The sequence below is a fragment of the Moorella sp. E306M genome (assembly GCF_006538385.1).
In the GTDB taxonomy this organism is placed as follows: Bacteria; Bacillota; DSM-521; order Neomoorellales; family Neomoorellaceae; genus Neomoorella.
The window spans coordinates 2,607,072-2,622,279 of record NZ_BJKO01000001.1 but is presented as its reverse complement, the minus strand read 5'-3'; the positions used below and the strand labels follow the sequence as shown (position 1 = coordinate 2,622,279).

12 protein-coding genes and 1 other annotated feature (1 of these 13 running past the window's edge) are annotated in these 15,208 nt (G+C 57.0%); all 12 genes read right to left on the bottom strand.

The window, feature by feature from the left end; genetic code table 11:
• Window positions 1-121: a binding site (T-box leader), on the bottom strand; it reaches 116 nt to the left of the window's first position.
• Window positions 122-180: 59 nt separating this feature from the next.
• The 12 genes from FLZ89_RS13510 to acsC all read right to left on the bottom strand — a co-directional run bounded on the left by FLZ89_RS13510 (window position 181) and on the right by acsC (window position 15,141).
• Window positions 181-1,047, bottom strand: a complete 867-nt coding sequence (locus FLZ89_RS13510; protein WP_141305162.1) for a hypothetical protein — start codon at window positions 1,045-1,047, stop codon at window positions 181-183.
• 106 nt (window positions 1,048-1,153) lie between these two features.
• Window positions 1,154-2,077: a methylenetetrahydrofolate reductase gene (locus FLZ89_RS13505; RefSeq protein WP_141264660.1), complete on the bottom strand. Its 924-nt coding sequence runs from the start codon at window positions 2,075-2,077 to the stop codon at window positions 1,154-1,156.
• Entirely contained in the window at window positions 2,074-2,745 is a 672-nt protein-coding gene (locus FLZ89_RS13500) for a methylenetetrahydrofolate reductase C-terminal domain-containing protein (RefSeq protein WP_141264661.1), read from the bottom strand. The genes FLZ89_RS13505 and FLZ89_RS13500 overlap by 4 nt, the downstream gene beginning before the upstream one ends.
• Window positions 2,742-3,224, bottom strand: coding sequence for a hydrogenase iron-sulfur subunit (locus FLZ89_RS13495; protein ID WP_141264662.1), 483 nt, complete (start codon window positions 3,222-3,224; stop codon window positions 2,742-2,744). The genes FLZ89_RS13500 and FLZ89_RS13495 overlap by 4 nt, the downstream gene beginning before the upstream one ends.
• 4 nt (window positions 3,225-3,228) lie before the next feature.
• Window positions 3,229-7,692 carry an FAD-dependent oxidoreductase gene (locus tag FLZ89_RS13490; protein WP_141264663.1) on the bottom strand — a complete coding sequence of 1,488 codons (4,464 nt, stop codon included), beginning with the start codon at window positions 7,690-7,692 and terminating at the stop codon, window positions 3,229-3,231.
• A 20-nt stretch (window positions 7,693-7,712) separates the two neighbouring features.
• Window positions 7,713-8,585 carry a CoB--CoM heterodisulfide reductase iron-sulfur subunit B family protein gene (locus tag FLZ89_RS13485; RefSeq protein WP_141264664.1) on the bottom strand — a complete coding sequence of 291 codons (873 nt, stop codon included), beginning with the start codon at window positions 8,583-8,585 and terminating at the stop codon, window positions 7,713-7,715.
• Window positions 8,582-9,136: a 4Fe-4S dicluster domain-containing protein gene (locus FLZ89_RS13480; RefSeq protein ID WP_141264665.1), complete on the bottom strand. Its 555-nt coding sequence runs from the start codon at window positions 9,134-9,136 to the stop codon at window positions 8,582-8,584. The genes FLZ89_RS13485 and FLZ89_RS13480 overlap by 4 nt, the downstream gene beginning before the upstream one ends.
• 164 nt (window positions 9,137-9,300) lie before the next feature.
• Window positions 9,301-10,089, bottom strand: coding sequence for a methyltetrahydrofolate cobalamin methyltransferase (locus FLZ89_RS13475; protein WP_141264666.1), 789 nt, complete (start codon window positions 10,087-10,089; stop codon window positions 9,301-9,303).
• A gap of 24 nt (window positions 10,090-10,113) precedes the next feature.
• Window positions 10,114-11,082 carry an acetyl-CoA decarbonylase/synthase complex subunit delta gene (locus FLZ89_RS13470; protein WP_141264667.1) on the bottom strand — a complete coding sequence of 323 codons (969 nt, stop codon included), beginning with the start codon at window positions 11,080-11,082 and terminating at the stop codon, window positions 10,114-10,116.
• A 26-nt stretch (window positions 11,083-11,108) separates the two neighbouring features.
• Complete coding sequence (locus FLZ89_RS13465; RefSeq protein ID WP_141305161.1) at window positions 11,109-11,858, bottom strand: AAA family ATPase; 750 nt, start codon at window positions 11,856-11,858, stop codon at window positions 11,109-11,111.
• Window positions 11,859-13,766 carry an ASKHA domain-containing protein gene (locus FLZ89_RS13460; protein WP_141305160.1) on the bottom strand — a complete coding sequence of 636 codons (1,908 nt, stop codon included), beginning with the start codon at window positions 13,764-13,766 and terminating at the stop codon, window positions 11,859-11,861.
• A 34-nt stretch (window positions 13,767-13,800) separates the two neighbouring features.
• Window positions 13,801-15,141, bottom strand: a complete 1,341-nt coding sequence (acsC, locus tag FLZ89_RS13455; protein WP_141305159.1) for an acetyl-CoA decarbonylase/synthase complex subunit gamma — start codon at window positions 15,139-15,141, stop codon at window positions 13,801-13,803.
• Window positions 15,142-15,208: the final 67 nt, after the last annotated feature.

The window sequence follows — 15,208 nt, the reverse complement described above, 5'->3', positions numbered from 1 at the left end:
GGGGAACCCCTTCAGACGGCGGCTCCAGGGTGGCTTTCGACAGGTCTGCTACCGGGCTTGCACCCTCCCCGGTTCGCTGGCGAGCAGGGGGCCTGCCTACTCTTCCCTTCACTGCCTTTAAACTTGCTATAAATTTTAATGCTATTTTAGCACCGGCCCGGCTTTGGTGTCAATAATAAATTAAGTTAGCTGGTGCCAGCCGGCTTCCCTTCGCAGGCGGCGGGCCAGGTAGACCGGATTGGCCAGTTCATCGGCGGCGACTTTGCGGATGCTTATTCCCTGCTGGCGGCAGTAAAATTCATGGCGCCAATCGTAGTGCGTACCGGCCGGTGCAAAACCCAGCTGCAGGCGGGGCAGGAAAAAGGGAATTTTTCCTCCCCGGGTTTCATAGTTGATGACAAGTTCTTCGTCAGGGTAGGCCTGGAGGAGAGCCAGACGCAGGGTCTCCATGGCCTGACTTAAGGGATCTGCTGCCGTAGTTTGCTCCGGGAAGGACTTTCCCTCTTCACCTTCACTGATGACTGGCAGCGTTTTATCTTCCACGACACTTTCAGGTTTTAGACCCGGTTCCTTTACCGGTTCTTCTGACATATTGCCAGCTGTAGCTTCAAGCGGAAACTGGTCGGTATCTATCTGCCCCGCTTGGGCGGCCGATGATGCCGTATTTGCAACATCAACTGCTTCCCCGGGTGCAAGGGGTACACTTTCCTCAGAGGAAGTCTTTTCCTTTTCTTCCCTGGTCTTTAAGTAACGTGCTATACCCTCGCTGATTATATACTGGATGTCGCGGGGAAAGTTGCCAAAGCTCTGCAGGATACGACGGTCGGGTAGACGCTGGGCCACCAGCTGCTCAAGTATAGCCTGGAGATGTTGCTCCCGTCCTTCCAAGACTTCCAGGAGCAAGTCGCCCATTTTCTGAACCATGTCTATACCGCGGGCCAGCTGTTCGGCCCGGGTGGATTCGTCTTTAAGGCTTATGGATATGGCACACTGAACCAGTTCATCGACACGCTGCAGGATTTCATTTTCCAGCCGGTTATTGCGCAATATCCCCACCTCCTGGCAGCTCTTCCTCCCAACAATATATGCGGGTAGGTCGCCGGAAAGAACTGCAGGGTGAAAAAAAACCGGGGTGCAAACCCGGTGTCAAAATTTATTCCACCTTGGGCCGGGGGTAGAGGCCGGCTTCCTTGACGATGGTGGGGATAATCTCTTCCCACATTACAGCCATTATGTGTACACCGGCTACCCCTTCAATAGTCTTGAGGTGTTTAATCTGTTCGACACAGATGGCCACCCCTTCGGCCCTGGGGTCGGCAGCTTTTTCCATCCGGTTGACAATCTCATCGGGAACGATCATCCCGGCCACCGACTGCTGCATATATTTGGCGGCTTTAGCCGACTTCAGGGGCATGACGCCGGCAATGATATGGGCTCTTTTGTGCAGGCCTCTCTCCCTGACCAGAGCCATGAAGCGCTCGAAACGCTCCATATCAAATATGCACTGGGTCTGGATGAAGTCGGCGCCGGCGTTGATTTTCTTTTCCAGGCGCAGGACCCGGAACTCAAAGGGATCGGCGAAGGGATTGGCAGCGGCGCCGATGAAAAACCGCGGTTCATTGCCCTTCAGTTCTTCCCCGCAGGCAAATTTTTTCTCGTCCCGCAAGTCCTTGACGATTTTAATGAGCTGGATGGAATCCACATCATGCACGTTTTTGGCCGTCGGGTGGTTGCCGAAAGACTGGTGGTCCCCCGACAGGCAGAGGACGTTACGCATTCCCAGGCTATAGGCCCCGAGGAGGTCGCTCTGCAGGGCGATGCGGTTGCGGTCCCGGACCGTCATCTGGATAATGGGCTCGCCCCCCGCCTGGAGGACATGGACGCCGGCGGCTATACTCGAGAGGCGGACAATGGCCGTCTGGTTGTCCGTCAAGTTCATGGCATCAACATAGTCTTTTAACAGGGCGGTATGTTTTTTAATACCCTCGGGGTTGGCATGTTTGGGCGGGCCTATTTCGCCGCTGACCACAAAATGACCCTGGGAAAGGATTTTTTCCAGTTTGCTTTCTGTTTTCATGCCAGCCTCACATCCTCTCGTACCACTTTCCGGGGACCACCGTCCCGGGACTTGGACCAGTCCTTGGGTGGCTGAATTTCCATAAGGAGATCAAGTTTACCCAGGGCCTGCATCCGGTCGTAGATGAGCTGCCAGGCACAGGGGATTTCCGGGTTAACTTCACACTTACCATTCTGGGAACCGCCGCAGGGACCGTTTAAAATGCTCTTGGAGCAGCGGATAATAGGGCAAATACCCCCTGTTTTATAGAGGATACACTCACCGCAGAGGCCGCAGCGTTCTTCCCAGACGCCGTGTTCCACGGTCCCACCGGCAAACTTGGTGTTCAGGGCCGGCACTACCCACTTGTTATAGCGTTCAGCCAGGAACTGGACGCCGACACCGCAGGCCAGGGAGACAATGGCTTCAACATCGTCAGTGACATATTTAGCCAGCATCTCTACATATTCCGGGTCACACTGGCGGGTCAGGGTAACCTCCACCGTCTCCAGGGGATTGCCTTCCTTTTGCCTCAGCATCCGCAAAGCGGCGGCCAGGATCCCCGTTTCTTTCTCCCCACCGGCCAGGCAAACGGTCACGCAGCCGCCGCAACCGACTACCAGTACCTTTCTGGCCCCTTGAATCAACCCGGCAACTTCAGCCAGGGGTTTACCCTCGGCGATAATCATTCCTGCTCACCTGCTTTCATCGAATTTGCAGCCTGCCGGCCGTCCTCTCCTTGCCTGGAGGAAGCATAATTCTTGTTTAACGGGCTGGGACCTAATTTGCGGATACGCTCGGTAAACTCCCGGGCAATTTCCGCGAAACGCGGTCCCATGGCCGCCGAGAGGTTGTACATCTCCAAGCGCTCACCACCGATACCGATCTCGTCCAGGATTTTTTTCGCCTGCTGGACCCGGCGTTTGGCCCGGAAATTCCCCTTCAGGAAGTGACAATCGCCTTCCATGCAGCCCAGGACATAGACACCGTCGGCGCCATCTTCAAAGGCTTCCAACAACACCCGGACGTCGGTTTTACCAGAACAGGGCATTTCAATCACCCGGATATTGGCCGGGTACTGCAGGCGTAAGGAACCGGCCAGGTCGGCGGCGGAATAGGCGCAGTAGAAGCAACAGAAGGCTATAATTTTCGGTTCAAACTCCTGCAAGCGGTTACACCTCCCCGAAGAGGCCGGCCACCTTGGCCAGCAGCTGGTCGTCTTTATAGAATTGGAGCTGGATGGCTTTGGCCGGGCATTCACCGGCGCAGGTGCCGCAGCCCATACATTGGACGGCATTGATCTCGGCTACGTTGCGTTCATTAATGCGCGGGACGCTGTAGGGGCAGACCCGCACACAGGTCAGGCAGGCAGCGCACTTGTTTGCATCGACCACGGCTACCACGCCGCCCACCATCAGGTTTTCCCGGCTCAAGACTGTACAGGCCCGGGCCACGGCACCTTCGGCCTGGGCAATGGCTTCACTGGCAAATTTGGGCGCATGACCGGCACCGCAGAGGAAAATCCCGGCCGAGGGGAAGTCAATGGGCGCCAGCTTGGCATGGGTTTCAACGTAGAATTTATCTTCGTTTAGAGGCAGTTTCAGCATGGTAGCCAGTTTTTCCACCCCATCCGGGGCTACGGCACCTGTGGCCAGGACCAGTTGATCGGGCCAGAGGACCAGGTCTTTGCCGGAGTCGGGGTCCTTAACTAATACCTCCAGCAGGCCGATGTCCCGCCGGCGTACCTCAGGTGGTCTTTCTGGCTCATAGTGGATAAAGAGGACGCCCTGCTCCCGGGCCTGGCGATAATAATCCTCCATGAAGGCATAGGTGCGGATGTCCCGGTAAAGGATGTAAATTGAAGCCTCGGGATTACGCGCTTTAATGGCCAGGGCGTTTTTAATGGTCTGGGCGCAGCAGGTGCGGCTGCAGTAGGGGTGCTCGCCATCCCGGGAGCCCACGCATTGGATAAAGACCACCTGTTTGTTCTTGCCGGCATCCCAGTGGCCGTCGGCAAGGGCCTGCTCCAGCTGGGTATTTGTTACGACCCGCTCGTCCTGGCCATAGAGATAGGCGTCGGTTTTTAATTCCTGGCTGCCGGTAGCGACGATTACCACGCCGTGTTCCAGTTGCAGGGTACGGCGTACGTGTTCTTTTCCGGGTTCACTAAGGGATATGGTGGTGGTAAAGTGTCCCTGGTGGCCGCCAAAGTCTTCCAGGTGGGCACCAGTGAACACCTGGATACGGGGGTTGGCCCGGACTCTGGCGATCAGGTCTTTTAAGAGGGCCTGCAGGTCTTCCCCTTCCAGGGTGTTCCGTAAATACCGTACCTGCCCGCCCAGCTCGGCTTCTCGCTCGACGATAATGGCGTCAAATCCCTGCTCGGCGATATTTAATGCTGCCGTCAAACCGGCGATGCCACCGCCGATGATCAGGGCCTTCTGGACAACCGGTACCGGTTGCAGGTGCAGGGCTTCGTGGCGTTTGACCTTGGCCACGGCCATGCGCACCAGGTCAATAGCTTTTAAAGTTGCATTGGCCGGTTCGTTGCGGTGCACCCAGGAACACTGGTCGCGGATATTGGCCATTTCAAAGTAGAACGGGTTTAAACCGGCCTCCTTTAAGGCTTCCCGGAAAAGGGGCTGGTGGGTGCGAATGGTGCAGGAGGCCACTACCACCCGGTTCAGGTTATATTCCTGGATGGCGGCTTTAATCTTGTTCAGGGTGTCCTGGGAACAGGTGTAGAGGTTATCCTCGGCATGGACCACTCCCGGGAGTTTGGCGGCAGCCTCAACTACTGCCTTGACATCGACTACACCAGCGATATTAATGCCGCAGTGGCAGATAAAGACACCTACCCGCGGTTCTTCCCGGCTGACGTCCCTTTCCGGCGGGTATTCCTTGGGCGTTACCAGAGTGTTGCGGCCCGAAGCTATGGCGGCACCGGCTAAAGAGGCGGCAGCGCTGGCATTGACCACCGTTTCCGGGATGTCCCGGGGACCCTGGAAGACGCCGGCCACATAAACGCCCGGCCGGGTAGTGGCTACCGGCTGGAAGGGCAAGGTCTTAGCAAAGCCATAAAGATTAAGCTCAATACCGGCAGCAGCCGCCAGCTTTTCCGCCCCGGCCGGCGGCCTGACACCAACCGCTAGCACCACCATATCAAACTCTTCCCGGGTTATCCTGCCGTCGGCATAGTACTGGATGGTAAGGTTTTTGGTCTGCGGATCTTCTTCCACCCGGGAAATCATAGCCCGCACATAACGTACGCCGGCGGCTTTAGCCGCCTCGACGTAGCGATCGAAGTTTTTACCGTAGGCGCGGATATCCAGGTAGAAGATGGTCGGCTCAATATTGGCGTCATGTTCCCGGGCAATAATGGCTTCTTTGGTGGAATACATGCAGCAGATGGCTGAGCAGTAAGGACTGCCTTCCCCCTCGCAATCCCGGGAACCCACGCACTGGATGAAGGCCACCTTTTTGGGCGGCCGCTGATCGGAAGGCCGTACCACGTGGCTTTCCGTGGGGCCGGTGGCGCTGAGCAGCCGCTCAAACTCCAGGCTGGTCACCACATTGGCATAATAACCGTAACCGTATTCGCCGGCCAGGGTGGCATCAAAGAGTTCATAGCCGGGGGCCAAGACCAGGGAGCCAACCTTGAGTTCCACCACCTTTTCCTGCTGCCAGTGCTCCACAGCCTTCTTTTTACAAACAGCTTCACACTGGAGACATTCCGAGCAAATGCCGCAGTTCAGGCAGCGTTTGGCCTCCTCGATGGCTTCTTCCGGGGTAAAGCCCTGGTAGACTTCGCGGAAATCCTGGATGCGCTCTGCTACCGGCGCCATGGCCTGGATTTTGCGCCGGCCGGGGAAGGGTATAACATTGGGCGGCGGGTCCAGCTTGGGTTCCTTTGCCAGGGAACGGCCGGCAGCCAGGTCTTCACCCTCGAGGTAGCGTTTCACGGATTCCGCTGCTTCGTGGCCGCTGGCTACGGCTTCTACTACCGAGGCAGGCCCGCGGACGATATCGCCGCAGGCAAAGATGCCGGGTACGCTGGTAGCCAGGGTCAGGGGATCAGCGGCAATCAGGCCGCGACTGGTGGCTATGTTACCGTGTTCGCCTAAGAAAGAAAGATCGGCAACCTGGCCGATGGCCAGAATAACGGTGTCGGCAGCAAGGGTTTGGTTAACTTCGGGATTATACTGGGGATTAAAACGGCCTTGTTCATCGAAAACCCGGGTACACTGCATTAGTTCAATACCCGTGACCCGGCCGCCTTCGCCGAGGAAACGTTTGGGGCCCCAGGAAGGATGGATGATAACGCCTTCTTCCAGGGCTTCTTCGACTTCCCATGGATGGGCCGGCATCTCATTCCTGGATTCCAAGCAGGCCAGGTGAACTTCCTTAGCCCCCAGGCGCAGGGCCGTCCGGGCCACGTCGATGGCTACATTACCGCCGCCGATGACGACAACCCTTGCCCCTACTTCGGGCCGGCCGCCCAGGGCGGTTTCCCGCAAGAAAGCTACCCCCGGTAGAATACCCTTTAAATCGGCACCCTCAAGCTTAAGCATGCGGCTCTGCTGCAGGCCGGTGGCGATGATAATGGCGTTGTACCGCTTTTGCAGTTCCGCCAGGGTAATATCTTTGCCGACAACGGTATTGGGTTCAAACTTAATCCCCAAAGCAAGGATGCGCCCGGTTTCCCGGTCGACTACCTCCAGGGGGAGGCGGTACCGGGGAATGCCCCCGCGCAGCATGCCGCCGGGCTGGCTCATAGCATCATAAATAGTAACCTGGTAGCCTGCCAGGGCCAGGTCCTGGGCGGCCGTAAGTCCTGCCGGTCCGGCGCCGATGATGGCTATTTTTTCCTGCCTGGCGGGAAGCTCTGGCCTCTGTTCCTGCTCCCGGGCGGCTTCAGCTTCCCAGCCGTAGTCATAGGCCGCCCTTTTCAGAGTCGCGATGGCAATGGGGTCGTCAAACTGCCCCCGATTACACTCGGTTTCGCAAGGGTGGTGACAGATGCGGCCGCAGATGCCGGCAAAGGGCATACGGCGATGGATTACTTCCAGAGCCTCAGCAAATTTACCCTGGGAGATCAGGGCCACATAACCCTGGGCATTAGTACCAGCCGGGCAAGTGCTGCGGCAGGGAGGTATACCCCTTTTGGTAATCAGGTATTTATTGGGCACCGCCTGGGGGAACATCTTGTGGATGGCCTTCCGGCTGCCCATATTCTGATTGTACTCATTGGGTACCGATACCGGACAAACCTGCTCGCAGTCGCCGCAGGCAGTACATTCCTCGATATTAACATAGCGGGGCTTTTGACGGATCTGGACGGTAAAATTACCCTTTTCCCCTTCTACCTTTTCCAGGGAGGCGCAAGTATACAGGCGGATGTTGGGATGGTTCAAGGTATCTGTCATCCGGGGACCCAGCAAGCACATGGCACATTCGTTGGTGGGGAAGGTTTTGTCCAGCTGGGCCATACGACCGCCGATGGAAGAACTTTCTGTCACCAGGTGTACCAGGTAGCCTGCATTAGCCAGATCAAGGGCCGACTGCATACCGGCAATACCGCCGCCGAGGACCAGGACCGCACCTACGGCCGGGACATTTTCCTGTTTTTCCTTCATGGCGTCTCACAACCTTTCTGCTAGGAGGCTACCAGCAACCCCTGCTGCCGTATAAGGGGCAGGGGATCGACTAAATGTTTCTTCAACCAGGGAGCGGCATCCAGCCCCAGGGCCAGGCCGATGACTTCCGTGATGAAAAAGATGGGTAGCGGATCTTTCCCGGCCGGCTGGCGGCTGTCCAGGTTGGTCTGGCACAGGGGACAGGCCGTCACTATGGCTACAGCTCCGGCATGGCGGGCGGCGGCTACAATTTTTCCCACCAGTTGCTCTACGATTTGGGGCTGGGGGATGGCGAGACTGGCCCCGCAACACTCGTTTTTATGGGTCCAGGCTATCGGAGTGGCTCCACACCAGGCTAATAGCCGGTCCATCAGCTGGGGTTGTTCGGGATTGGCCTCAAAACTGGCTACTTTCGGCGGCCGGGTCAGCAGGCAGCCGTAGTAGGACGCCAGGGGGAGGCCGGCCAGGCTTTTCTTTACCTTCCCATCCAGCAGAGCCTGGATGCGGGGATCGGCCAGCATGTCGACGACATGACGCACCCGCACTTCTCCCCGGTATTCCCGTCCCAGGATTTGACCTGCCTGCCGGTTGAGCTGCCGGGCTTCCTGGCTGCCGCCGGCCATAAAGGTTTGGGCTGCTTTTAAGGAGTTATAACAGGCGGCGCAGGGTACCAGCAGATCGTTACCGGCAGCCTCGGCCAGGACCAGGTTATGCAACGGTAAGGCATGGCTCAGGTAACTGCTGAGGGAGTGGCCGGAGGTGGCGCCGCAACAGCACCAGTCTTCCAGTTCCTGCAACTCCACTCCCAGGGCTTTAAATACAGCTTCGGTGGAGGCGGAATATTCGGCCGCCGTTGCGTGCAGGGAACAGCCGGGGTAATAACTCAATTTCATACCTGTCCCCCCTTTTCCCCTTGCCACAAGGACCGGAAGCGAGCTTTGTTTTTAAGCCCTTCGGGTAAAAGCCGCAGTTTACCGCGGCTAAGCATTTTCAGCCCTAGGGGAACATCCTGGAAGTAGGTACCTGTCTTCATTTTGAAGGCAATGATCATCCCCAGTTCATGGACCCGACCCTTGCTTTTAACCGAAGCCAGGAAGGCCTGGTGGAAAGCAGCCACTTCCGGCAGGGCCGGCCGGACGCCTTTAGCCAGGGCCCGTTGCTTCAAAGCGTCATTAATGGCGGCAATGTCGATACCGTTGGGACAGCGGGATACACAGGTCCGGCAGCAAGCACATTGCCAGATAGTTTTGCTTTTTAAAAGTTCTTCTTCCAAACCTAGCTGGACAAAACGTACTACCTGGTGGGGCATCAGGTCCATGGCCATGGTTACCGGACAGCCGGCTGTGCATTTATGACACTGGTAACAGCGGCTGACAGGTTGACCCGATTGCCTGGTCACGGCAGCAACAAGCTGGTGGGAAGGTATAATTTGTTGCTCAGCCAATCCCCTTCCTCCTTTCTACCCTGAAAAAGAGAGGACCAGCGTTAAGACAATACGCCGGTACCTCTCTCTTTTCCCGCGCATATTCCTACAGGTATCAACGTATTCCTGTAACGCTGCTATATGGAGTTCCTCCCCAATAAGCTTCGACGTTGTTGATAAAAGTCCTACCTGGTTTTAAACATCTTGACAAAAGAATCACAGTAAACCGTCTGGTTGAGCAAAATTTCTGCAGCTGCCGCTGTTTCCATGAGGGCTTCGTCGCAAGCATCGGCTATAGCGGCATCCAGGCCGCAGGCCATGGCCATGGCCAGGAAAGTCCGGTTGATAAGGGGCCGGTTCTGGCAGTTCTGGGACACGTTGCTCAATCCCAGTACGGTCCGGGGAGCCGGGTCGGCCAGCATTTTAATCTGCTGCAGGGTCTTTAAAACTTCAGGAGCGTGATCCTGGGCGACGTTGGCCGGGAGAATCAAGGGGTCTATATACAGGTCATCCATGGGCAGGCCGAATTCATCGGCAGCAGCTACCAGTTCCATGGCAAAGGCCAGGCGGGTATCGCTGTCCTTGGGAATGCCGGTTTTATTCATGGTGAGGCCGATGAGGGCCGCACCGTGCTCAACGGCCAGGGGGAACAATTTTTCTATTTTTTCCCGTTCGGCATTGGTGGAGTTGATGATAACCCTGTTCCTGGCTTTTTTCAAACCCGCTTCGATGGCCGCGATATTGGTGGAATCCAGGCACAGGGGCAGGCTACTGACTTCCTGGGTAACCTCTACCAGCCATTCCATGGCACTAACCTTATCCTGGACGGCCGGTCCGACATTGAGATCCAGGGCGCGGGCGCCGCCTTCTTCCTGGCGCCGGGCCCACTCTTGTACAGGGGCCGGGTCCCGTTCCTGGATGGCTCTTTTAATGTCGTTGAACATGCCGTTAATCCTTTCGCCAATGATAAGCATGCTTTAGACCTCCTTTTTACTTTATTAATAAGCGTTGCTGGCCATTAGCTGGTCGATATTTTCCTTCACTTTGGCCACGGCTTGCGGGTGACGCATGAGGAGAATATGGGCGCCGGCCTGGAGGAGGGCGGTGGCGGTAACGGCTTCCCAGAGGATACCACGCTCCACCTCTTTACCCCAGCCGGGGTATTCGCTAACCGGAGCCACAGCTTCCTTGGCGCGCCAGGCCTCATATCCAACCGTACAGATTACCGGCATGGATAGCATTTTATCACCTTGAAGGGCGCCCAGGCGGATGCGCTCCATAATGGAGTAGGCGTATTCTATCCCGTAACCCAGGCCGCCAATGGATGGGTCGATAACGATGCGGTCCAACCCCAGATTCATTTCGTTGATGAGGATGTTGAGCTGCTTGCAGATATTGATATCCAGGGGTGAACGGGCAATAATGTTGTGCTTGTGTACCATGCAGGCCGCCGTCAGGGATTTGTAGTTGTCCTGCTCGGCGTTACCCAGGAGCAGGTTTTCCCCTGCTGCCGCTTCGGCCACTGCCTCCAGGACGTCGTGGTCTTTCTCCACGTCGCCGCAGCCGACGACAATCAGCGGCACGCCGACCGCCTGCAGGACTTCCTTGACGGTAGCCACACACTGGTCTACCGTGCGGTTGGCTCCCTCGGGATCGGCACCGTCGAGTTTCAGGTAAATCAGGTCGGCGCCGTATGCAGCTACGCATTTTTGCGCCCAGCGGCCGGGCTCATTGATTACATCATTAAAGGGATCCTTCAAAACATCCGGCCAGTCGGGAACGATATCCTGGACTTCCATGGCAATGACGGGGCGGCTAACCTCGCCTTCAAAATGGTGGAAGGGAAGGGCGGCATCGCCGCCGACCACAACGGTGTGGCTCCGGGTACCGCCCTGCTCTTTGGTGGCACCCAGGACAACTTTTTGTACCGCGGCACGGCTGCGCTCACGTAAAATCTGGACGGCCATGAAAAACACTCCTTCCGCATAAATAGTTAAATACGGCACCTGCTAAGAATGGTATTGACTGCCTGCACGGCCGGGGCATCTGCCGGTAGGTCAAAAAGGGGTTTGCCGTAGGTGTCAAAAGCGACGACCTGTTCATCATAGGGAATAGTCCCGGCCAGGGGCAATCCTGTCCGCTCGATCTCTTCCCGGAGGGGACCAGGATCACCGGTAGTTTTGGTTACAACAAGGTACATATGGGGAATATCGAGCTGCAGTTCCCGGACCAGTTCCCGTACCCTCCCGGCGGAACGAATCCCGCGCACTGAGGCGTCGCTGATGACGTAAAGAGCCCCTACATTTTGGATAACCCGCCTGCTGATATGCTCCAGGCCGGCTTCACTGTCAATAACCATATAATCATAGTTGGCGCTCAAAGTTTCCAGGTGCTTGCGCAAAAGGTCGTTGGGATAACAGTAACAGCCCGGCCCCTGGGGCCGGCCCATGGTTAACAGGTCAAAGCTTCTAGTTTCTACCAGGGCCTGGGCCAGCTGGTATTGGATGAACATATCCTTGCTCATGCCAGCGGGGATGGCCCGCGGGTTTTTGGTGGCGTCAAGGATATCGGCAATAACGGTATCGACTTTAACGCCCAGGGCTTCGTTTAAATTGGCGTTGGGGTCGGCGTCCACGGCCAGGATGCTCCCCTTATGGTTCAAAACCAGATAGCGTACCAACAGGGCGGCAAAGGTAGTCTTTCCTGTACCCCCTTTACCGGCAACGGCAATATGGCGGGCCACTTACCCTTCCCTCCTTTCCAGACCGGTTTCCCCGGTTACAGAGGGAAAGAGTTCCAGCCGGGTATGGGGCAGGAACAGGGCCGAGACAAATTCCTCCATAAAGAGGTTGCCGGCGGAAAGTTCCAGATAGGTCATCTTGTGGCCCAGTTCCAGGGCATCTTGCCAGGCCGGCCGGGAAAGGAGGGCCAGCTCGGCACCCTTGAGGGAAGTGTTGCCGGCAAAAATGTATTTTTCCGCCGGCAAATCGGGTAAGAGGCCGATTTCGACCGCATTGGGAACGTGCAGGTAATTGCCGAAACCGCCGGCAATGATAATCCTGTCGACTGCTTCCAGGTCCAGGGAAACGGTCTTTAACAGGCTCTGGATACCGGCAAAGACGGCTCCCTTGGAGCGGATGAGATTTTTGATGTCGGCGGCGGTAATGACGATATCCTTGCCGTGGCTGCTTTCTGCCGCCCAGGCCAGGACAAACTCGTAGCCTTCATCAGTAAGCCTTAGCCGGGGTGTGGCTACTTCCTGGAAGTTACCGGTCCGGTCGATGATGCCGGCCCGCCTGAGCTTCGCCAGGCAGTCGATTAAACCGCTGCCGCACAGGCCGGCCGGGCGGCCGCCGCCGATTACCTCCAGCTCAACTTCACAGGTTTCCGGGTCGATGGTTACTCCTTCAACCGCTCCTTCCATGGCCCGCATACCGCAAGTGATACCGCTGCCTTCAAAGGCTGGCCCCGCCGAACAGGCACAAGCGATGAGCCATTCTTTATTCCCCAGGACCATTTCCCCGTTGGTGCCGATGTCAATGAAGAGGGTCAGTTCTTCTCCCCTGGCAAGGCGGGTAAAAAGGACGCCCGCGACAATATCGCCGCCCACATAGCTGGCAACGCTGGGGAAGACCTGGACGGTAGCCAGGGGATTAATGGCCAGCCCGATTTCCCCGGCAGTGAGGGCCGGCCACTCGGTAGCAGCAGGGATATAGGGTTGCAGGCGGATATACTTGGGATTTACGCCCAGGAGCAGGTGGCTCATGGTAGTGTTGCCGGCGATGGCTGCCGCCGTCACCTCCGCCGGGTCAATCCCGTGTTTGGCCAGTAAAGAATTACTGATCTCGTTAATGGTGGCCAGGGCCGCCTGGCGCAGCTCCTCCAGGCCCCCATGGTTACTGGTGGCGTGGATGATGCGGGAAATGACATCATCACCATACGCCGCCTGGCGGTTATAACTACCGCCCTGGCCAATCCTCCGGCCGTTACGCAGGTCCAGGAGGGAGACCACTACCGTCGTGGTGCCCAGGTCGATGGCCAGGCCGAAGCTCCTGCCTGACCCGGCAGGGGTAACCCGTAAGAGGCGGTTATCAGCCCTGGCCAGGGTGACATCAACCTGCCAGCCGGCCTGGCGCAAGCTCTCCGGCAAATCCTGGAGCAGGGCCAAGCTTACCTTCCCCTCCATCCCTTTTTCCCTGCGCAAAGCCGCCAGCAGGCGGCTGGCATCGCTGGTGTTTTCCGTCAGGGTAGGCTCGGCGAGATGCAGGGTTACGACTTCACAGGCAGCCTCCAGGGGATAGGAACCCGGTAAATCAGCCAGACCGTCCTGCAGCCGCCCCTTATCCTGGAGGAGCACCTGATGTTTGCCGAGAAGGGATTCTGCCGGGATCTCGATGGCTACATCACCCTGGATGATGGTCTGGCAGGCCAGGGTATAACCTTCTTCCTTCAATGCGGCCGGCAGGTGTCCTCCTTTTAACTGAACTTCTCCCCGGCAAATTTTAATGATACAGCGGCCGCAGGTACCGGCACCGCCGCAAGTACTTTTCAAGGGGAGGCCGGCCTTCTGGGCCGCCTCCAGGACGGTGGTGCCTGCCGTTACCAGAACAGTAATATCGGCGGGTAAAAAAGTAACGGAACACTGATTCACGGGCTTCTTCCCCTTCTTAAATAATAGAGATGATTTAGGACGCTAAATTGGCCCGGGCAAAGGCCACGATACCGCTGGCTTCCCGGGGTCCTACCAGTACCTCCCAGCCGGTCAGGTCTTCCAGCTTGCCCTTCAGGACGGCCACTGCTCCGGGAATAATAATCCGGCGATGCTTGACTTTATTTTCCAGACCAACTTTTTTCATCACGCTGGCAATTTTTTCAGCCTCAAACTTACCGTCGGCATAGGCCGTCAGCACGGACAGGCCATCGGTATCGACGGACAGCAGGTAACTGGGTATCTTGGTGCTTTCAATTTCTCCTTCTACCGAGTAATAGGTCAGGGAGAAGTTGGTGGTCACATAAACCGGTGAATTTTCATTAACGGCTCCTATTTCATTGAGTTTCTCCTCTACCCGGATAGGTACCTGCGGGTCGGTATAGAGATTCTGGCGCCAGGACAGCAGGGGCAACAGGTGTTCTTTGGCGGCGGTACGCAAGACTACCAGGCTGGCATACTTGCTGATATAGTTTGTAGCCTGGAGGATTTCCGCCAGGGGATCGCTTGCCGTCGTCAGGGCAATAATGGGATAGCCGAAAGAGCGGAAGCGTTTTTTAATGGCCAGGCGGCGGATCTGGGTAAAGTCGGCAACGGCGCGTGAAGTTTCCCGGGCTCCGGGGTCGAGGACCAGCTGCTTGTGGCCCAGGGCGACGATTTTGTCCACTAAGCCGGCCAGTTCTTCCAGGCCGTTGCCGTATACCGCCAGGGGGCAATTAAACTCTTTTGCCAGGGCAGTCATGGCCTCGTAATTGGCAGCAGTGGCCGCATATAACAGGGGCTTGCGGTCGGCTACTCCCGCCAGGGCAGGTTTTATCACAGCGGCATCGTCAGCCATGAGAATAAGGTTTAACGAGGTGGCGGCAGCAACCCGAGCTACTGTTGCCTGAAAAGCGGCCGGGTCATCAGCATTGTGGCGGATGGCAATAGCCTGGATGGTATAATGCTGCCCCACCCGGTCAAACTGCAGCTCGTTAATAGCAGCAACTTTAGCCGTTAACTCTTCGGTGCTGAGGTTATCGCTTACCTGGATGGCAATGGCCGTTTCATGATAGAAGCGCTTATCGTGGCGGAAGAGTTCGGTCTCATCCCCCATTTCTACTGCTGCCGTACCTGTGCCCAGGATCACCTTGGCAATAGGCGGGGCCGCGGCGGCATTAAGGGCCTCCCGGGCGGCTTCGGAAACGTAGGGACAAGAGTCCAGGCTGGCTTTACCGGCAGCCAGGTTCATGGCAAAGGCCAGGCAGGTAGGCGTACCGCATTCGCCACAGTTCTTTTTAGGCAGCTGCTTATAAATTTCCAATCCCGTTAAAGCCATAACTGTTAACTCCTTTCCTTCAAGATTTAAATATTCCGGGCCGGGTATATACAAAGAGGCATATACC